Origin of the sequence: Limnospira fusiformis SAG 85.79, from assembly GCF_012516315.1 — a bacterium.
Lineage (GTDB): Bacteria > Cyanobacteriota > Cyanobacteriia > Cyanobacteriales > Microcoleaceae > Limnospira > Limnospira fusiformis.
In genome coordinates, this window is sequence record NZ_CP051185.1 from 2,881,292 (window position 1) to 2,901,514 (window position 20,223).

The following is a 20,223-nucleotide window of genomic DNA, read 5'->3' on the forward strand; positions in this document are numbered from 1 at the left end:
TCAGGGACAAGCTATGGGTCGCTGGTGGCTTTTTCGGTTGGACTCAAATTCCCGGGAAGACGGTTAATAGATAGAGGATGCCAAAGTTGTTGGAGACGGTGCGCGGGAAGGGTCAAATAAAGAACATCTCCGGGACTTAACAGGGAGTCTAATAATTTCCAGCTATGTATAGTTTGGGAGTTGGTTTCGATGTACAGGGGGACAAAATCCACTCTGGTAGCCACATCTTTGACTCTTTGTCCGCAAAAGGGATGGTTAGCGGTGATTAGGGTAGCTAGGGCGACCCAAAGACTATCAGCGGTGATGCCATTGCCTAAAATTCTACCGCCGATCGCGGCGGCTGCAAAGGCAGGCGCAGCAATTTCTGTGGGACTCAGAACTGTCTCAAAATCAAATACCTGCTGAACCATTAGCCCAAATTGAGGGTCTTGGTTACGAACTATCATCCGCAGGTGGGGTGCTATAGCCCTGGCGCTGAGGGCTATTTCTAGGTTGGCGGTGTCGTCACTGGTGACGGCGAGGAGGACTTCTGCTTGTTGAACATTGACGCTTTCTAAGATAGACGACAGGGAAGCATCACCTTCGACAAAGGGTATTCTAAGCGATCGCACTGTACTGATAAAACGACAGTTAGGATCGCGATCAATTACCACTACTTCATAGCCGCTGCGGTGTAGTTGTTCAGCAATTTGAACACCAATGCCACCCAAACCACAGATTATATAATGGTTGCGTTGTGGAACCCGTGTAGCGTTGAGATATTCAGTTAACCTGGTTCCTAGTACAAAGTCATTAAGTAAGGCGTAACAGATACCAATTACCCCAGCACCTACTAGCATCATGATGGCGGTGAAGATTTTAATGCTATCAGGGGCATTCTCGGCGACTTTTTCATTACCCCCAGCCCCGGTAATCATTCCTACTGAAAAATAGAGGGAGTCAACTAGGGAATTATCTAAGTTAATGCTTACATAAGTTAGGGTCGCCAAGAAAATTGTCAGCATTAAAACCAGGGTAATCAAAAGGGCTTTTTTGCCATGCTGTTGAAACTTTTTCAGGCTGTTAATGAATTTCATCCCCCTTTGATAGAGGCTGAAACGCTGGGTGCGGATACTGGGTTTAGTGGCAATAATTAGGCGATCGCCTACATCAAGTTTTTGTCCCTCAAGAACTGCTGACACTAGATCTAAGTGGCTATTATTAGGAATGTAATAGATCAGCATTCGATCGCGATCAGACCAGAGATCATGGAGGCTTTTACCGACCCAAGAATGTTCAGGATCGATAAATTCTTCATGAATTGGCCAGGTTTGGTTAAATAGTCGCAGTTGACCAATAGCACGACTCCCCAAAGCCGCAAAGGTAAACACGGGAGCAGCCAAGGCGGAGACGCTCATGGTACTATGGTCTGGTAGAATGCGATCGAGGCTTTGTCCTAAATTAGTATTAAACAGACGGCTAATAATTCTGATTTTAGGATTGAGAATCCTGGCTTGCATTAAAATAGCTAGATTGGTAGCATCATCATTACCAGCCAGTACGAGGGTATGGGCGCTTTGAATACCAGCGGCTAACAGGGTAGAGGCGGCGCGAAAACTACCGACAACTACATCTGACCCTTCACCTTTTACGGGTTGCTCATTCACTCCTACAACAATAGCTCCTTGTTGTCTCAACAGACGAAAAATTTGGTAGCCAGTGCGTCCTAAGTTGCAAACGATAATTCTAGGTTTCATATTTCGTAAATTGTGGACTCCCCAGGGAGGGTCTAGGTCTACTGTCGGGTGTGTAATCCACCATTATGACAGCCACAAATTATGACAATTGTATCCCATAACACCGTTTGCCGATTAGATAAATACAGGGCGATCGCTATCAATCACCCTGAGTTAGAAAATCTCTGAGTCAATCTATCTGTTAGTTAGCAGGGCTTTGGATTGAGATTCTCCGGCTTTGACCAGGTTTTTATGTAGCTGTACATTCAGCAGGAATAAGGCAGTCCATTGGATAGCTATAGTTAGGAAAAAGTCGATAAATTGTGCTGATTCTAAACTAGCCCAAGGCGCAAAAGACAGCAAAAATGGCACGGGATATTGGTCGGGTTGTATTGGTATCAGCACCATGCAAATGAAAGGAAATAAGACGATCGCGAGAACAATTCCTACAGCCCAAAGTTGCGGTTTGACGATTTTCTTGAGTAGGACTAACTGCGCGACAGTTGCACAAATTAGAATCAAACCACCCAGGAAAACCAAGCCCAAAATCCACTGCCAATTTTGATGAGATTGGGAAGAATTAAATTGAAATTGTGCGGTCAAAATCCAGGGAGTCCACATGACAATTGTGATGATGATATTAGCAAAGACTGCTAACATATTGGGGCTTTTTTCTGCCCATAATAAATCCTGGAATAATTGGCGATTTTTGAGGTGATGACGGGTAGACTCTCGACGATAACGCGCCCAATCTTGCAAGGGTTGACGCTGAGGAGATAAGGCGGCGATCGCCAACAATAAGCACAAGGGAATTATCCCATATAGGAAAAATGTTCCTAACTCTTGCCATGAATTAGACCGGATTGGTGTGACAAACCCTAGCAAAAATAAGTTAAGACTAAATACTGCTAAATAACTCTGTTTTTTGCTGAGTAATGTGGTAGCGGGGTCACTAAAACGGCGGTTTAAAACTTGCCAAGTTCCCACCATTAAAACCACTAAAGTTAGACTCATAAACCCATACCATGCAGCTATATTATAGCTAACCGGAATATTAAACCATTTAATCCATAAATCCCAGCGATTATTAAAATCTTGCCAAGCATTTGGGTTCTCGTTGGCTAATCTAGCTACACCAAAGATTAACTGCAAAAATTGTAAGCTGGGAAACACTATGAATGCAGCCATTAATGTCCATAACCACCCGGCGGCAAATCCTACTAAAGGTAATAGCAGGGATAGGCTAAATAAACTCATGGCGACAATAGCAAATACCCCATATTGTAATAGCAGTAATCCGATGGGTATTTGTGCTTTAATAGCGACGATAGTCTGCAATGGTAAAGCTAAAGCCAGTCCTAGGTATAGTAAAATAGGAACACCCATTAGCTTTCCGGCTAAAATATCCCGACCTGGTTGGGGGCTGAGGCGGATAAAATTGAGAGTGCCGCGCTTTTCCTCTAGGGCTAAATCTTGAATTAGCATATACACGCCACCCAACATTAAAGCCATGGGTAAAATCCAATTCATGGTCAGAAATATATCATTCCACCAGGTTTGCCATTCAATAACTATGGGGAACTGTTTAGAGTCAATGATATATCTCCCATAGGGACTTTTTTCGGTGGGTAATTGAGCAGAAAAGAAGAATATCAGCAGTGCTTGGCTGAGGAGAGAAACACTACTAACTAAGGTAATACTGCGAGGTTTGAGTCTGCCTTTTAGTTCTCGAATTAACTGGGGATTCCAGTTAGCTACAAATGCCATCAAATTAGGTATTATCATGATTCCCTCAAGTTAAGGATAGGTGGTTAATTTGGGGCGTTTTTAAGATGCCTGTTTATGTCCCAATTTCAAGAAAATTGATTCTAAATTATCCTGGGTGGGATAAAATTGGGTAATGGGTAAACCTGCATCTATGAGCGATCGCAATAAAAGGGCCTGGGTTTCTAAATCACCAGTAAACTGCACCCGTACTTGTTGACTGCCGGGAATTACTTCCCACTCTTCTATGTTGGCACAATTTTTCAAATGTGTAACTAAGGGATTAACAGATCCGAGAGTGGAAATAAAAATTTGTTGATTACTCAGGCGCTGATAGAGTTCGGCTAAAGATGCACTCTCGACTAAATAGCCAAGTTCCATAATGCCTATCGAGGTACAAAAATCCTCTAAATCGCTGAGAACATGGGAAGAAATGAGAATTGTCATTCCAGCTTCTCGCAGGGTTTTAATGATGTCGCGAAACTGTTGGCGGGCGATGGGGTCTAACCCAGAAACAGGTTCATCAAGTAACAGCAAGAGGGGTTGATGAATTACTGTCCGCCCTAAACTTAACCTTTGTTTCATTCCCCGAGATAGGGTAGCAATTAAGCTATGGCGTTTATGGCTAAGGTCCACTAATTCTAAAACTTCATAAATCCGTTGCGATCGCTTAGGTTCTCGGAGATAATATAATCCAGCGAAATAGTCGAGATAATCCTGAACTGTCAGATCATCATAAAGGGGAAAATCATCAGGGAGATAGCCAATATACTGCTTTAAAGTGGGATTAGTGCGATCGCGTAATAGCCTTTCTCCGTGAATATAAATCTCTCCGGTTGAGGGTTCTTCTGCAGTAGCCAGCATCCGCAGTAGGGTAGTTTTTCCCGCCCCATTAGGGCCAATCAGTCCGTAAACTTCCCCCGCCGCCACCTGTAGGTCAAGGTCATGAACTGCTATATGACGGTCGAATTGTTTGGTTAGTCCCCGGGTTTCAATCGCCAATTCTTTAGCCATAAGGGGTATTTTGTAAGTTCTTATTTGGGACTACAATAATTACAATTGTGGTTACGGAAGGATCTTGATTATTCTTGCGAGTCTCCCTACATATAGAGATAATAAACCCAGTGATGAGCATTAATCTATGAGCAAAATTGCCCTGTTTGGAACCAGTGCCGATCCTCCCACAGAAGGCCACCAGTCTATTTTAACTCAACTAGGTCAGAGATTCGATCGCGTGTTGGTCTGGGCTGCTGATAACCCTTTTAAGTCTCATGGCGCTTCCCTGGAACATCGACAAGCTATGCTAGAGGTGTTGATTAACTCAATTTATCCACCCCAAACTAATATTTTGCTGAAACCAGAACTTAGCAGTCGCCGCACGATTGAGACGGTCCACCGGGCTCGGAAATCTTGGCTTAATGACGACTTTACCCTAGTTATCGGCTCAGATTTGGTATCACAGATACCCCGTTGGTATAAAATTAATGATCTGTTGGGTGAGGTTAACTTATTAGTGGTTCCCCGACCAGGCTACGACATTGAAGACCCTGATTTGGCGAAACTGCGAGAGTTAGGGGGAAAAGTAGCGATCGCCAATTGGCAGGGTTTACCTGTTTCCTCCACTGATTTTCGCCAAGCAGGTGATCCTAATCCCATTCCGGGCGCGGTGGCTGATTATATCGCGCGCCAAAATTTATATCAATCTAGTTCTGGCCAGCAGTCCTGAATATGGCAGGAAATTCCCCACAACCATCGACTAGCCACCCCCTCGCTGACTTTAAGGTGGGAGTGGATAATATTATTTTTTCGATTGATACAGCGGCTCATCGCCTGTTGGTATTATTGGTAATGCGACAACAGGAACCTTTTTGCGATCGTTGGAGTCTTCCGGGAACCTTAGTGCGTCAAGGGGAATCCTTAGAAGATGCGGCTTATCGGATTTTAGATGAAAAAATTAAGGTGGAAAACCTTTATTTAGAACAGCTTTATAGTTTTGGCGGACCTCATCGCGATCCGCGAGAAAGTGCAGGGAGTTATAATGTCCGTTATCTATCTGTGAGTTATTTTGCCCTAGTTAGATTTGAGGAAGCGCAATTAATTCCTAATCAATCAACGGGGGTAGCTTGGTATCCCATACAAGAAGTACCATCTCTAGCATTTGACCATAATCAGATTTTAGAATATGGATATCGTCGCCTGCGTAATAAGTTAGAATACAGTCCGGTGGCTTTTGATGTACTTCCACAACTCTTTACCCTAGGGGAATTATACCAATTTTATCTAACAGTTTTAGGTGAGGGTTTCTCGGACTATTCCAATTTTCGCGCCCGTTTACTCAAGCTAGGCTTTCTGTGTGACACGGGTATCAAAACCTCTCGCGGCGCAGGACGACCCGCCACCCTCTACCGCTTCGACGCTGAAGCGTTTAGCCCCTTAAAGGATAAACCTTTAGTTTTTGTTTAGTGCGCTAAATTAACAATTAATAATTAATAATTAATAATTAATAATTAGAGCCGGGTTTCTCCCCCCACAGGTCAAGAAACCATAGGGCGGGTTTATTAAGATGGTTGTGGGGATGGAGAAATTAATAATTAATAATTAATAATTAATAATTAACAATTAGAGCCGGGTTTCTCCCCCCACAGGTCAAGAAACCATAGGGCGGGTTTATTAAGATGGTTGTGGGGATGGAGAAATTAATAATTAATAATTAATAATTAACAATTAGAGCCGGGTTTCTCCCCCCACAGGTCAAGAAACCCGGTTTCTCAAAGAAACCTGGTTTCTAAGCTGAACCATAGGGCGGGTTTATTAAGATGGTCGTGGGGATGGAGAAATTAATAATTAATAATTAATAATTAACAATTAGAGCCGGGTTTCTCCCCCCACAGGTCAAGAAACCCGGTTTCTCAAAGAAACCTGGTTTCTAAGCTGAACCATAGGGCGGGTTTATTAAGATGGTCGTGGGGATGGAGAAATTAATAATTAATAATTAATAATTAACAATTAGAGCCGGGTTTCTCCCCCCACAGGTCAAGAAACCCGGTTTCTCAAAGAAACCTGGTTTCTAAGCTGAACCATAGGGCGGGTTTATTAAGATGGTCGTGGGGATGGAGAATTGACAACAGAACCCGCCCCTACAATTATTAATTATTAATTATTAATTATTAATTATTAATTATTAATTATTAATTATAGCCGGGTTTCTAAGCTGAACCATAGGGCGGGTTTATTAAGATGGTCGTGGGGATGGAGAATTGACAACAGAACTCGCCCCTACAATTATTAATTATTAATTATTAATTATTAATTATTAATTATAGCCGGGTTTCTAAGCTGAACCATAGGGCGGGTTTATTAAGATGGTCGTGGGGATGGAGAATTGACAACAGAACCCGCCCCTACAATTAATAATTATTAATTATTAATTATTAATTATTAATTAAACTTAATGCTTGTAAGTCCTGTTTTGCTTGCAGAAAGCGCCCTTGTAAGAGGGCAGAAACCCCCCGTAATACTAAAAACTCTGGTTGTTCAGGATTTAATGCTAAGGCTGGTTGTAGGGCGATTTCGGCTGCTCTGGCGTTAAAATTATATAGGTGTACAAAGGCGAGATAAGCATGGGCGAAGGGGTTATTAGGATCGAGTTTGGTGACTGTTTCTAAAGCGGCGATCGCTCCATTTACATCCTGTTCTAACACGGAAGCTAAAGCTAGGCTATATGCTAGGTTTAAATTATCGGGTTCTTGGTTTAACCTATAGGCTAGGGTTTTTTGAGCCTGTTTGGTATAGTCCTGAACTGGATCATATTGGTTAATGCGACGAATTTCATTAAAAATCACCTCCAGTCCCTGTATACCCTGGGGAAGTTTGAGGGCTAGTTGCTGAAGTTGGGTAATTAAATCCAATTCTGGGGCGGGTAAGGCGGCTGCATTAGGGTCAATAGTCAGGGTAATGGGGGGGGATGCGATCGCTAAGGTTTCCCCGGTTTCTCGGCTTAAATAGGTGGCTTGCAGAGTATAATTGCCGGGTGTAGCATCGGGTGGGGGTAGCATTGCCATGCGTTCAACTACCTCGAACCCTGTGGCTGTGTCTTCTGGTAATTCTAGCCGCCCTGAACCTATGGCGCGATCGTGGAACCATTGGGTATTATTGTCATCATCTAATGCAGTCCAAGTCAATAACACCAAACCTGACTCAAGCTGCTGTGGGGGACCTGACCAAATGTAGGTAATGGGAATAGGAACCCCTGGGGGGGCGCTTTCAGGAACAATTACCGCCTCTAAATTCACCACCTCGGAAATATCGGCGCGGGGGGAAACTTCGACGGGTGAGGGGGTGCAACGATGAAGGTTTAAAGTGTTACCATCTGGTAGGAGCCAATTGCGATAAACTGGGAACTGAGGACCTTGGGCGATCGCAGTGACCATCAAGGTTTGGGCTTCTTTAATGCGATCGACAGAACCCTGATCTCCCGTTTTGGTGATAAACCAACAGAGGGAACCAGCATCTTGAGAAACTTCGTCATAAGCAATACCGACCTGGCGACCGTAAACCTGAAAATCTTTAATTGCGCCATAGTAGTCGATATTATGCTGATTGATATTTTCGGTGGAAGGCAAAACCCCGATGGTATTCTGTAGGTAGGGTTCGGCTGCCAAAATGGTTGAGATAATTTCTGGGTGAGGCCAGTTAACGCCTATTTCTGCATGGCGGGTATTTCCCGGACTTAGCAAGCTGCGGAATTGTTGACCGGGAACTCCCCCCACCGGCCACAGAGTTAAAATCATTAACAACACGGCTAAAGCCATGGTCCCCCAACGTACTCTCATCCCCCACCATTTCGGCCAGAGTGTGAGTCCCCAAGCTAATACAATTGACAGCATGGGTAATAGGGCGAAGTTGTAGCGGAAGTCTTTATTGGGGTTGAGGGAACAGAGTAAATATCCCCCCACCAGAAATACTGCTAACCAGGCGAAACCAGATTTCGGGGTGTCTGGGGGAAGGCTGCGCCACCGAATTAGGTAAAGTAAAAAACCGACAATGGGAACTAATAATAACGGCCAGGACACATGATCGGGGAGGAGACTTAGATAGTAGGTCCAGGCTTCTGGGTCGGTTAAGGGTGGATCGCCTTCGGCGCGCGCGGCGTATATGGTGGCGCGTTGTACTGATGTGATCATTAACAGCCAAGTATTTGACAGCCACGGACCGAAGACTAACACGGACAGCAAACCAGCGATCGCCATTTGAAAAAACCTTCCCCAGTCCCGTCTTTTTAGGGTTCCCACCGTTACCCACAACAGGGGAACAAACAAAAATAGGGCGGTGGTTTGTTTGACTAAAAATGCGAGTCCTACGGATATTCCTACAGCGATCGCCCATAACCACTGATAACGCGGTTGTTCACATTTGCGCCACATGGTCAGCAGCAAAAAACTGAAAGCGACACTGGCGGTGACCGGATAATCTAGGAGATATTCAAAACGATATAGATATAATGCGGGGAGTAATAAGCATAAACCCGCCGCCCATAAAGCTACTTGGCGGTTAAAAAGTTGGCATCCGATACAGTAAACAGACCCCAGTAATATAGCACTGAATAGCAGGTGTACTAGGTTGGCGGTGTCTGGACTAGGAGCGAATATATTTTGAAAGGGAATGGTGAGAATATATACCAGGGGGGGAATTTTGGCTGACAGGTTCCAGATATAATCCCACCACTGACCGGAAAACCATTGGGGGTCTTGGAAGGCGCGGCGGTAGATCAGGCTTCCTGTTAGGTAATAGGCGGGGTCCCAGGCTGGTACAGACCGATCAAAGATAAACCAAAGGCGATCGCTAATGGCTCCTATTAGCCAGATTATACTAATGGCGATCGCACCCGTTATTTTTTTTGACCCTTCAACGATAACCTTTCCCTCCCGATAACTCTGAACCTGATCAAAATTAAACCGAGTTTCCCAGACAATATTAGACACCTTCGCCCCAATTGCCCAAGAAACCCGATTTCCGATGTAATTATACTAGAACAAGCCTAAAGTGAAGGACTTGTCAATGGGGAAAGTTGCGCCAATACCCAGCCACAGGGTCACAAAAGTTCCGAATAGGAATATTGCTGTAGCTACAGGACGACGGAAGGGGTTTTGAAACTTATTGACATTTTCAATGAAAGGAACCACCAACAGACCCACGGGAATGGAAGCCATCATTAACACCCCTAACAATTTGTTGGGGACTACCCGCAGAATTTGGAACACCGGCCAGAAGTACCACTCTGGCAGAATTTCCAGGGGAGTCGCAAAAGGATCGGCAGGTTCTCCCATCATAGCAGGGTCAAGGACTGCCAAACCAACGATTAGCGCAAAAGTTCCAACGATAACTACCGGGAAAACATATAGCAGATCATTAGGCCAAGCTGGTTCACCATAGTAGTTATGGCCCATACCTTTAGCGATTTTCGCTCTCAAGACTGGATCACTGAGATCCGGCTTTTTCATTACTGACATGGTAAGATCGCTCTCCTTAATATTTTGAGATCAAATGGATATGTTCTAATTATCCATTATGATTCGGCTCTGCCACCATCGGGGTAGCAAAAGCTACTCCCGTCTGATGGTTTAAGATTTAGGCAGACTTTAGAGGGGTCCTGAAATACCTTGTTTACGGATCATCAGGAAGTGCAGCAACATGAATACTGCAATCAACCAGGGTAAAACGAAGGTATGCAGGCTGTAGAAACGGCTGAGAGTGGGTTGCCCTACTGCAGCACCACCCCGCATCAATTCAACAATGGTTGAACCTACAATGGGGATAGCTTCGGGAACCCCAGACACAATTTTAACCGCCCAATAGCCGATTTGATCCCAGGGAAGAGAATATCCAGTTACGCCAAAGGAAACTGTGATCACTGCCATAACTACCCCTGTTACCCAGGTGAGTTCCCGTGGCTTTTTGAAACCGCCAGTTAGGTAAACCCGGAAAACGTGCAGGATCATCATTAATACCATCATACTGGCAGACCAGCGATGGATAGAGCGAATCAGCCAACCGAAACTTACTTCTGTCATGATGTACTGAACAGAGGTAAATGCTTCGGCGACGGTCGGCTTATAATAGAAGGTCATCGCAAACCCAGTAGCAAACTGGATTAAGAAGCAAACTAGGGTGATCCCACCCAGACAGTAGAAGATATTTACGTGGGGAGGGACGTATTTGCTAGTGATGTCGTCGGATATCGCTTGGACATCTAGCCTTTCGTCAAACCACTTGTAGGTTTTTGATTCGGTGATTTCCTTTGAGAACATGAAGCTAGGATTCCTAAAATATTAATTGCTGCCTTGGTTGTTAGGTCTGAACTGATACATTTACGCGACATTTTTCCGGTTGTTCCCGGACAATGCGACGATAGCACTATTACCCGTTAAGGTAACAGAGGCGGTATCCCGCAAAGCTTTTAGAAAGATTCCAAAAGCACCGTTCCAGTCCCTGGGTAGAGTGAACCCGCACTCAGGACATCGGAACACTTTTGAGCCACCTAGCTGGGAATGGACATGACCACAGTGAGTACAGGTTTTGCTGGTGTATTCTTCGGTCACATCTACAACTGTTCAGTTATTTCCCCTTGATGTCTCAGGGTTAGTTTGAATCGATAATGCGCCCATGTCAGCATGGTTCGGGCAGTCTTAGACCTGATTAGACGCTTCACCTTGGCAACCATATTGGAAGTCTCGAAGGTGGGCAAAAAAATCAGGCTGTGTTATGGGATGGTCAGGGATGTGACCCAATCAACCAAGGGGTTGAAGTCCTCACAGGGTAGTTATTTCGCCCATTTCAGCTCTATTTCATACCCGAAGGTCTCGCACCATACTTGGTATTATACCGTATTGCCGTAAAATGTTAACCTAATTTGAGATTAAATCATGCTCTAACGCTCAGATGGGTCAATACACCAGACTAGCCAGACTTTCCCGTTTAGTTGGGTTAAAGGTCTCTGTCAATTATATGGCAGTGCTAACCTTGAACCCAACGGGTGATTTATATCTCTGACTTGAGAAGATCGGGGATTGGTTGAATGCCTCTCAGTTCAGTCCTAGGGGACCTGAACGCAGATGCTGAAATTTCACCAAGTGCTGAGGATAGCAGACCCAGTGTTCTGATACATTTACGCGACATTTTTCCGGTTGTTCCCGGACAATGCAACGATAGCACTATTACCCGTTAAGGTAACAGAGGCGGTATCCCGCAAAGCTTTTAGAAAGATTCCAAAAGCACCGTTCCAGTCCATGGGTAGAGTGAACCCGCACTCAGGACATCGGAACACTTTTGAGCCACCTAGCTGGGAATGGACATGACCACAGTGAGTACAGGTTTTGCTGGTGTATTCTTCGGTCACATCTACAACTGTTCAGTTATTTCCCCTTGATGTCTCAGGGTTAGTTTGAATCGATAATGCGCCCATTTCAGCATGGCGCGGGCAGTCTTAGACCTGATTAGACGCTTCACCTGACTGGCCATATTGGAAGTCTCGAAGGTGGGCCCAAAAATCCGGCTGTGTTATGGGATAGCCAGGGATGCGACCTAATCAACCAAGGGGTTGAAGTCCTCACCGGGTAGTCCCCACGCCCATTTCAGCTCGATTTCATACCCGAAGGTCTCGCACCATACTTGGTATTATACCGTATTGCCGTAAAATGTTAACCTAATTTGAGATTAAATCATGCTCCTCTCATAAAAAATGTAACATAACTTTAATCATTATTTGAATGAGCGAAAATCAGATTTCCCCAAAATCAAGTCCCAATTCTCCCGGCGGCGGAGAGTATTTATCTCTATTGCTGGCGGTGGCTTTTTTACTGTTTCTCATGCGGACGGCTTTTCCTTGGCTATTGGCGATCGCCTCTTTTGTAGGTGTTTGGATGCTATGGCGATACTACTCCTACCAGTCTCGCCGCCTACAACAGAGTCTGGATCAGGCTTTTTATGCTTTGATCCGGGAACATGAAGGACGGATCACCCCTTTGGATCTGGCTTTGGCTACTCAGCTTACCGGTCCCCAAGTTCAGGCTTATCTCGACCAAAAGGCGCTGGAATTTGCGGCTGAGTTTGAGGTAACAGATGATGGTAGGATTTTTTATACTTTCTCGACGGTAGCTTCTGTGACTGTGGCTGACCCAGAACCTGCTATTGATAAGGAAATGGCGACTGTGGCTGACCCAGAACCTGCTATTGATACTCAAGTTGTGAACCTTCCCCGTCAGACAGTGGAACTTCCCCCGGTTTCTGTTAATCAAGGTCCACTGGTAACCGGGTTTGATGTACATCCCCATAATATTAGACCCCGGAAACCAAAACCCGTTGAACTCTACCCCGCGCCGCACGCCTGCGAGTATTCTCAGGAAAGCCAGGAGTTTCAGTCGCGGCCAGAATTACCTAAGTCGGAGATCACCGAGTTGATGGAACGTAATCGCTTAGGCGATCGCTTTTCGGCGGACTAAGTTGATATAATCGATATACAGTGCGGGACGTTCAGGCATGAAATAGGGTAGAAACACCCGAAATAACCGCCTGATGGGGACTTCAGCCCCTTGGTTGAATATAAGAGGCTCGCCTCTGAGCATCCCCATAACTGTTTATATGTCCCAAAGCTTGGTATAGAAATATACAAAACAAGGCAGGGAACTCAAGGTCAAAACGCAAAATCGGAAATCTTAACGATTTCTTAACAATTGCGTTGAGAGTAACCGCGATAGCCACCCCCAGTTTTGGGAATCATAACCCCAGGACTGAAGCGGGGAACGGAAGGCGTGAAGTAGAACCTACTACCAGAGGCGACCACTGCCAACCATCCATGATTAAGGAAATCTGAATGTTCCGACTTGAACCGCCATAAGGATTAAGTAGCTAAACAGGTTGATACGCTCCGCTCAAAAGAGTTAGGGAAAAAGTAGGGTAATTGTAACATCACCTACACAGACCTTTAAAAGTACCCCGGTGGAAAGGACAAATCTAAAGATGGAATGCCCATATAAACGGAACGTTGTAATCCCTCTTAGGCTCTGAGAGTATGGTCGATACCTCAGTAGTGACAAGTGTAAGCGGATGGTGCGAGACGTTCGGGTATGAAATAGGGCTGAAATGCCCGAAATAACTACCCGGTGAGGATTCCAGCTCCGAATCTGGATATAAGGAGACCTCTCCTGACCATCCTCATAACTGGTTATATGTCCCGACGCTTAGGGAACTAAGCAAGGCAGGGAACTCAAGGTCATAAACGAACTGAGAAATCAGGGAGTAGAGAGTAACCGCGATAGCCACCCCCAGTTTTGGAAGTCATAACTCCAGGATTGAAGCGGGGAACGGAAGGCGTGAGGTAAAACCTACTACCAAGACGCGACCACTGCCAACCATCTATGATTAGGAAGACCGAATGTCCGACTTGAACCATCGTAATACACTAGCAGCGAAATAGGTTGACACGCTGCGCTCAAAAGGGCAAGGGGAAAAGTAGGGGGTTCGTCCGACTACCTACACAGACCTTTAAAAGTACCCCGGTTCTGAGGACAAATCTAACGATGGAATGCCCATATAATCGGAACGTTGTAACCCCTCCAAGACTCTGCCTATAAACAAGTGAGCAATATTACTCATAGGCAGTAGTGATAAGTGTAAGCGCAAGTCTCGGAGGGTGAAGGATGCGACCAGAAGCCAATGCCCATCTGTAATGGCTGGGATATGCCCACAGGTCGCGGTATGGATATAGATACTGCAATTAGTAGGAGCCTAATGGCGAAAGCGAGTTTAAAGACTACGTGTGCATACAACTCCAAAAGTTGAAGTACGAAAGCAGGGGTTCGTAACCCTGTTCCTATTGACAAAAAGGGTATCCATATCAGGAGCCGTGTGATGCGAAAGTATCAAGCACGGTTTTGAATAGGAGTTCGAGAAGGTGACTTCTCGTCCGACCTTACCTGTCACTCAAAATTTTAGACCCATGAGATATAAATATCATCGCCAAATCCAACCTAAACTTAGTGCCATTCCACGTCAGAAGTCTCAGGCTAATCTTTACCGAAATTCATATCTACTAGCGGTTGAAAAAAATCGCCTAACTGAAGAATTGGAGGTTTTACAAAGTCGGAGCCATATCATCGAACAACGACTCGCATTGATTGAAGACCAACTAGGAGAACTAGAAAAAGATGTAACTGAATTATCAGTTCCACCTTCCCCTAAACCTCCAAATAATCTTCCTGTCAATAATCCAGAACCGCCACCTCAATCTAACCCCACCAATTCCAGCCATATTAATACCTTTATGGTTGATTATTAGGAATAATTAAAGGCGGTTTTATGATATAAAAACAGAAATATAAAACCGCCTCTACAGGACTTCTAACACTGCTTTCGGGGATAATTTACCCTTAAACCAAACTACACGCGCGGGAATCTCACTAATTTTAACTCCCGCTTTGGCTAGGTTTAAACGTTCAGAAATAGCTAAAATTAAACAGTCGCATTCAGACTGCCGCACTTGAGAGAATTTCTTTCTTAAATATTCCGATCGCCAATAACCAACTATTTCTAACAGAAACATTCTACCATCAGGATGAACTAACCGAAAATCGGGAATCATCACACTACCAGGAATGGGAATTAAATCTACTTCCCTTTCTAGTCGCCACTCGGTTTTTAGGGAACTCCAACGGTCAGCAAAAGACTCCTCAATCATGCTGTCGTAGGCTTTACCTGGGGGATAGTGGCTAACTAATTGACAGTCAGAATTGAGGGTGTAACGACCCTTTTTAATTTCCTTAGTATAAGGGTCTCGCTGTTGTAGGGTCGCCTGTAGACTCCATTTAGTGACATGGAGTAAAGCTGGTATCATTTTAGCTAAGGCTAACCCATAGCGTGTACTAGCTTTAAATAAGCTGGTTGGTCCGTCTACTGTAATGGTAAATCCATGGTCTGCGTCTCCTTCAATATAAGCCATTAACTGAAATAATTTTAAGTACCGAAACAAAAGTTTATATTCTCCGGGGTCGTTACGGTAGGCGTTGATTTTTATCTCACTAGCACGATAAAATATACCCTGTACTTGTGACAAGTTATAACGGTGAATTAAGGCTTCTGGGGTGGGGGTATCAAACTGGGTAAGAATCCGGTTTTCTTGGAGATCTGCATATAGTCCTACTTGAATTTCGGAGGGGAAAACTTCCCGTTTTAATTCGGCGGTTAATTTCAGGGATAATTCCTCTAAAGTTTGCGCGGTAGAATCAGGAGAAGGTATCGATTTAGCGGCTGCGGAAAATACCCTTTCTCGTAATTTTTCGGGGTCGAGAGGGCTGATGATTTCAAAAGTACAAAAACCACTCCTAAGTAAGTGGGCTAATCCTCGTTTGATGCGATAGTTGGGGCTATCTCCTTCTAAGTCTTGGAGTTGGCGGTTTAATTCTCCTTGGCTATGGTTGACGCAGTTGGTAAATTGTTCTATGATTTCGGAGGCGATCGCTAAATTTCCCTGATTAATTGGTAATCTCAGAGGGATAATTGTTTCTCCATTTTGTCGATAGCTGAGTAAATCAGTGGGTAACATATAAGGGTAAAGTTAATCGAAGATTATCAGTTTTGGCGATCGCCTTTCTATGGGTGAGGCGGTTGACTCATTCCCATAGACCAGAGAAATGCGATCGAGGCGTGGGTTCGGATTATCTCCCACTTGTCATTGATTTAGCCTCGTATTAAAACATTACCACACTGCGAATAGACTCTCCTCGGTGCATCAAATCAAACCCTTCGTTAATCTGTTCAAAAGGCAAAACATGAGTAATTAAATCATCAATATTAATCTTACCCTCCATATACCAATCAACAATTTTCGGCACATCAGTCCGACCCCTTGCGCCACCAAAAGCCGACCCTTTCCAAACCCTTCCTGTCACCAACTGAAACGGACGGGTACTAATTTCCTGTCCCGCTGATGCTACCCCGATAATAACACTCACCCCCCAACCTTTATGACAGCATTCTAAAGCCTGACGCATAACTTGAACATTACCAATACACTCAAAACTATAGTCAGCGCCACCCTTGGTTAAATCCACCAAATAAGCCACCAAATCACCCTCAATTTCGGCGGGATTCACAAAATGAGTCATCCCAAATTTTTCGGCAATTTCTCGCTTTTGCGGGTTAATATCAACCCCGACAATCATATCAGATCCCACCATTTTCGCCCCTTGTATTACATTTAAGCCAATCCCCCCCAAGCCAAAAACTACAACTCTAGAACCCGGTTCAACTTTCGCCGTATTAATGACCGCGCCGATACCCGTTGTTACCCCACAACCGATATAACAAACTTTCTCAAAAGGCGCATCTTCCCGAATTTTTGCCACGGCAATTTCTGGCAAAACCGTATAGTTAGAAAAGGTGGAAGTTCCCATATAATGATGAATCATTTTGCCATCTTTAGAAAAACGGCTACTACCATCAGGCATTAATCCCTTTCCTTGGGTTCCTCTAATAGCTTGACAAAGGTTGGTTTTCATGCTAAGACAATACTCGCACTGACGACATTCTGGAGTATATAAAGGGATGACATGATCACCAGGTTTAAGACTTTTGACATCTGGTCCTACTTCTACTACAATTCCCGCGCCTTCATGTCCTAAAATGGCTGGAAATAATCCCTCTGGGTCAGCACCAGATAATGTATAAGCATCAGTATGACAAATTCCTGTAGCTTTAATTTCGACTAACACTTCCCCGGCTTTTGGACTTTCCAGATGGACAGTTTCTAGGCTGAGGGGTTTTCCGGCTGACCAAGCCACGGCGGCTTTAACTTCCATAGTATACCTCTGATTTGATATGATTATTTAGATTATCATAACTCAGAATCTGGGGATAAATAAATGCAAACAGACTTATTTAATCTGGAAATTAGCCAACCTAAATTTACCTTTGTTGACCTATTCTCTGGTATTGGTGGCTTCCGCATTGCTTTAGAAAATTGGGGCGGTAAATGTTTGGGATATTCGGAAATTGCCGCGAATTCTATACAAGTATATAAACAAAATTTTATCAGAGATGCTAATCTTGATGAACCCAACCTGGGAGATATGCGATCGCTTCATAAATTACCCTTTACGGTCGATTTAATCACGGGGGGAGTTCCTTGTCAACCGTGGTCAATTGCGGGAAAACTTCGGGGGTTAGATGACCCAAGAGGTCAGTTATGGTTAGATACTATTCGAGTGATTAAAATGAATCAACCCTTAGCTTTTATCCTCGAAAATGTTAAAGGTTTGACTGACCCCAGACACCGCCCACAGTTTGAGAGTATTCTTGAGGAATTATCCGCCGCCAATTATCATCTAAAATGGCAGGTAATTAATGCCTCAGATTTTGGCTTACCACAAGACCGCGATCGCGTTTTTATTGTAGGAATACGTCGAGACATTAATCAAGGTAAAAACTTCCAGTTTCCCCCACCTTTAAATCTACATCCAAAACTGTTTGATTTTGTGGAAGGAGTCTCTCAAAAACCAGTGATCAAAAAAAAGTTTTCGCCCCAGGTTTTATTTGGCAACCATATCCCCCCAGCCCGAGGTCGCTTTCAAAAAAATGATGAACTTAATGATTTTTTTCTGTTTTCCGACGTGCGAAATGGACAAACAACTATCCATTCTTGGGATTTAATCGAAACGAGCGATCGCCAAAAACAAATCTGTGATATAATCCTGAAAAATAGGCGCAAAAAAATCTATGGTCCCCAAGACGGGAATCCCATTCCTTTAGCAGCATTACAACAGTTAATTAATGATTTACAAGAATCGGAGCTTAATCAACTTATCGACCAACGAATTTTAAGATATGTAGAAAATAGGGGTTATGAATTTGTGAATTCTAAAATATCTTCTGGTATTAACGGAGTCGCCAAAATCTATCTCGCGCACGCCGAAGCGATCGCCACTCTCACCGCGACCGGAACCAAAATATTTGTAGCAACTAAATACTTTAATTGTCAGAATCATCAACGATATAAGCAAGAGTTTATAAAGACTATCTATCATCCCCAAAAATACAAAGAAATCACCCCCAGAGATACAGCAAGATTACAAGGTTTTCCCGATTGGTTTGTGTTACATCAAAATCCCAGTATTGCCAAAAAACAACTAGGTAATGCTGTCCCCGTCCCCGTAGTCCAGGCAATTGCTAAATTATTATTAAATTATTATTAAATTTCTGGCTATAAGCATCATATATATGCTAGATGTAGCCACCATACCTATCAATTACTGAATAATTAGCCCAGACCAAGCAGCATTAGTTAATCCTTATATAGCCATATATTTTAATCTCCATGACTGAAAATTCACCATCTCAAGAAAACGCCATATCTAAATTTTTCCAATTTCAGCCACTCCAAACTAACCTGCGAACCGAAATAGTTTCAGGGGTCACGACCTTTGTGACTATGGCTTATATTTTGGCGGTTAACCCCGATATTCTTTCCAATGCCATTTTTTTAGAAACCCCTGGCGACCTATTCGGAGAAATTGCGATCGCCACCGCATTATCCGCCGCCATTGCTACCCTAATTATGGGGCTATATGCTAACTATCCCTTCGCCCTAGCCCCAGGAATGGGTTTAAACGCTTATTTTGCCTTTTCCGTCGTCCTCAGCCAAGGAATTAGCTGGCGAGTCGCCCTAGGCGCAATTTTCATCGAGGGATTAATTTTTATCGCCCTCACCTTCGGAAATATTCGCGCCCAAATTGTCACCGCCATTCCCAGCGGTATTAAACACGCCACCGCCGCCGGAATAGGTCTATTTATCGCCTATATAGCCCTGACCAAGACAGGTTTAATTATCTCATCCGAAGCTACCGTTACCACCCTAGGGGACCTCAGCCAACCCACAGTATTAATTACCCTAATTGGCATTTTAATCACTGCTGCTTTTGTCGTCCGTCGCATTACTGGGGCTTTATTATGGGGTATTATCGCCACGGCATTATTAGGGTGGATTTTAGGCATTGCCCCCTGGCCGCAAGGTATCATTAGTTTACCACAATTTCCCAGAGATTTATTTGGTCAAGCCTTCGTCGGTTTAGGGGGAATATTACAGGGTAATTTTGGGCAACTCATAACGGTTATATTTGTGTTTCTGTTTGTGGATTTATTCGATACCGTCGGCACCTTAACCGGCTTAGGGATGAAAACCGGATATATCAACGAAAAAGGCGAACTTCCCAGGGCAAATAGGGCATTTATTGCGGATGCTGTTGGCACGACAATAGGGGGAATTTTAGGCACTTCAACGGTCACAACTTATATTGAATCAGCATCAGGTATTTCCGAAGGGGGACGCAGTGGATTTAATGCCATTACCGTGGCGGTTTTATTTTTACTTTCGATGCTATTTATACCCCTACTGGCGGGGATTCCATCTTTTGCTACCGCCCCCACGTTAATTATAGTAGGAGTGTTGATGATGGCTAGTGTCCGGTCAATTGCTTGGGACGACCCGGCTGAGTCTATATCGGCATTTTTAACCCTATTTATTATGCCTCTTAGCTACTCTATTGCTGATGGTTTGGCGGCTGGATTAATTGCTTATCCAATTCTGAAAACTCTCCAGGGTAAATGGTCGGAAACTACTATTGCCATGTGGGTTTTAGCTGCCATTTTTGTATTAAAATTTGTGTTGGTTGGTGGCTAGTATTGCCGTGTTATAATG

At 44.1% G+C, this 20,223-nt stretch carries 16 protein-coding genes and 2 pseudogenes; 6 read left to right on the top strand and 12 right to left on the bottom strand.

What is annotated here, in order from left to right; genetic code table 11:
* Window positions 1-11 precede the first annotated feature (11 nt).
* The 3 genes from HFV01_RS13585 to HFV01_RS13595 form a co-directional block, all read right to left on the bottom strand.
* Entirely contained in the window at window positions 12-1,736 is a 1,725-nt protein-coding gene (locus tag HFV01_RS13585) for a potassium channel family protein (RefSeq protein ID WP_006625727.1), read from the bottom strand.
* A gap of 174 nt (window positions 1,737-1,910) precedes the next feature.
* Complete coding sequence (locus HFV01_RS13590; RefSeq protein ID WP_006669163.1) at window positions 1,911-3,500, bottom strand: hypothetical protein; 1,590 nt, start codon at window positions 3,498-3,500, stop codon at window positions 1,911-1,913.
* A gap of 42 nt (window positions 3,501-3,542) precedes the next feature.
* Complete coding sequence (locus HFV01_RS13595) at window positions 3,543-4,493, bottom strand: ABC transporter ATP-binding protein (RefSeq protein WP_006625731.1); 951 nt, start codon at window positions 4,491-4,493, stop codon at window positions 3,543-3,545.
* A gap of 127 nt (window positions 4,494-4,620) precedes the next feature.
* Here HFV01_RS13595 and HFV01_RS13600 point away from each other — a divergent pair, with 127 nt between their 5' ends.
* Together HFV01_RS13600 and HFV01_RS13605 are read left to right on the top strand one after the other, a co-directional pair.
* Complete coding sequence (locus HFV01_RS13600) at window positions 4,621-5,205, top strand: nicotinate-nucleotide adenylyltransferase (RefSeq protein WP_006625732.1); 585 nt, start codon at window positions 4,621-4,623, stop codon at window positions 5,203-5,205.
* 2 nt (window positions 5,206-5,207) lie between these two features.
* On the top strand, window positions 5,208-5,942 hold the full coding sequence (locus HFV01_RS13605; protein WP_006625733.1) for an NUDIX hydrolase: 735 nt from the start codon (window positions 5,208-5,210) through the stop codon (window positions 5,940-5,942).
* A 968-nt stretch (window positions 5,943-6,910) separates the two neighbouring features.
* Here HFV01_RS13605 and HFV01_RS13610 read toward each other — a convergent pair.
* From HFV01_RS13610 to HFV01_RS13630, 5 genes and pseudogenes are all read right to left on the bottom strand, one after another.
* The gene (locus HFV01_RS13610; RefSeq protein ID WP_006669162.1) at window positions 6,911-9,460 is read right to left on the bottom strand and encodes a glycosyltransferase family 39 protein; all 2,550 of its coding nucleotides are present in this window, start codon (window positions 9,458-9,460) and stop codon (window positions 6,911-6,913) included.
* 45 nt (window positions 9,461-9,505) lie between these two features.
* Entirely contained in the window at window positions 9,506-9,988 is a 483-nt protein-coding gene (gene petD / locus HFV01_RS13615) for a cytochrome b6-f complex subunit IV (protein ID WP_006625735.1), read from the bottom strand.
* 129 nt (window positions 9,989-10,117) lie between these two features.
* The gene (gene petB, locus HFV01_RS13620) at window positions 10,118-10,786 is read right to left on the bottom strand and encodes a cytochrome b6 (protein ID WP_006616443.1); all 669 of its coding nucleotides are present in this window, start codon (window positions 10,784-10,786) and stop codon (window positions 10,118-10,120) included.
* 60 nt (window positions 10,787-10,846) lie between these two features.
* Window positions 10,847-11,238: pseudogene (locus HFV01_RS13625) on the bottom strand (zinc ribbon domain-containing protein); the annotation flags it as partial.
* A gap of 405 nt (window positions 11,239-11,643) precedes the next feature.
* Window positions 11,644-12,035: pseudogene (locus tag HFV01_RS13630) on the bottom strand (zinc ribbon domain-containing protein); the annotation flags it as partial.
* A 209-nt stretch (window positions 12,036-12,244) separates the two neighbouring features.
* Here HFV01_RS13630 and HFV01_RS13635 point away from each other — a divergent pair.
* Window positions 12,245-12,976, top strand: a complete 732-nt coding sequence (locus HFV01_RS13635) for a hypothetical protein (RefSeq protein ID WP_006669161.1) — start codon at window positions 12,245-12,247, stop codon at window positions 12,974-12,976.
* A 224-nt stretch (window positions 12,977-13,200) separates the two neighbouring features.
* Here the strand turns inward: HFV01_RS13635 and HFV01_RS30695 are convergent, their stop codons facing one another.
* Together HFV01_RS30695 and HFV01_RS13640 are read right to left on the bottom strand one after the other, a co-directional pair.
* The gene (locus tag HFV01_RS30695) at window positions 13,201-13,323 is read right to left on the bottom strand and encodes a hypothetical protein (RefSeq protein ID WP_006625739.1); all 123 of its coding nucleotides are present in this window, start codon (window positions 13,321-13,323) and stop codon (window positions 13,201-13,203) included.
* Window positions 13,324-13,746: 423 nt separating this feature from the next.
* Complete coding sequence (locus HFV01_RS13640) at window positions 13,747-13,926, bottom strand: hypothetical protein (protein ID WP_071533605.1); 180 nt, start codon at window positions 13,924-13,926, stop codon at window positions 13,747-13,749.
* Between the two features lie 546 nt (window positions 13,927-14,472).
* On the opposite strand from HFV01_RS13640, the gene HFV01_RS13645 reads away from it, so the two are divergent.
* Complete coding sequence (locus HFV01_RS13645) at window positions 14,473-14,811, top strand: hypothetical protein (protein WP_008050710.1); 339 nt, start codon at window positions 14,473-14,475, stop codon at window positions 14,809-14,811.
* 51 nt (window positions 14,812-14,862) lie between these two features.
* Here the strand turns inward: HFV01_RS13645 and HFV01_RS13650 are convergent, their stop codons facing one another.
* Together HFV01_RS13650 and HFV01_RS13655 are read right to left on the bottom strand one after the other, a co-directional pair.
* The gene (locus HFV01_RS13650) at window positions 14,863-16,074 is read right to left on the bottom strand and encodes a DUF790 family protein (RefSeq protein ID WP_006625741.1); all 1,212 of its coding nucleotides are present in this window, start codon (window positions 16,072-16,074) and stop codon (window positions 14,863-14,865) included.
* Between the two features lie 145 nt (window positions 16,075-16,219).
* Complete coding sequence (locus HFV01_RS13655) at window positions 16,220-17,329, bottom strand: S-(hydroxymethyl)glutathione dehydrogenase/class III alcohol dehydrogenase (protein ID WP_006625743.1); 1,110 nt, start codon at window positions 17,327-17,329, stop codon at window positions 16,220-16,222.
* A gap of 63 nt (window positions 17,330-17,392) precedes the next feature.
* Between HFV01_RS13655 and HFV01_RS13660 the strand changes: the two genes are divergently transcribed.
* Together HFV01_RS13660 and HFV01_RS13665 are read left to right on the top strand one after the other, a co-directional pair.
* Window positions 17,393-18,721: a DNA cytosine methyltransferase gene (locus tag HFV01_RS13660; protein ID WP_046319760.1), complete on the top strand. Its 1,329-nt coding sequence runs from the start codon at window positions 17,393-17,395 to the stop codon at window positions 18,719-18,721.
* A gap of 122 nt (window positions 18,722-18,843) precedes the next feature.
* Window positions 18,844-20,205, top strand: coding sequence for an NCS2 family permease (locus tag HFV01_RS13665; protein WP_187758588.1), 1,362 nt, complete (start codon window positions 18,844-18,846; stop codon window positions 20,203-20,205).
* The last annotated feature ends 18 nt before the right edge of the window (window positions 20,206-20,223 follow it).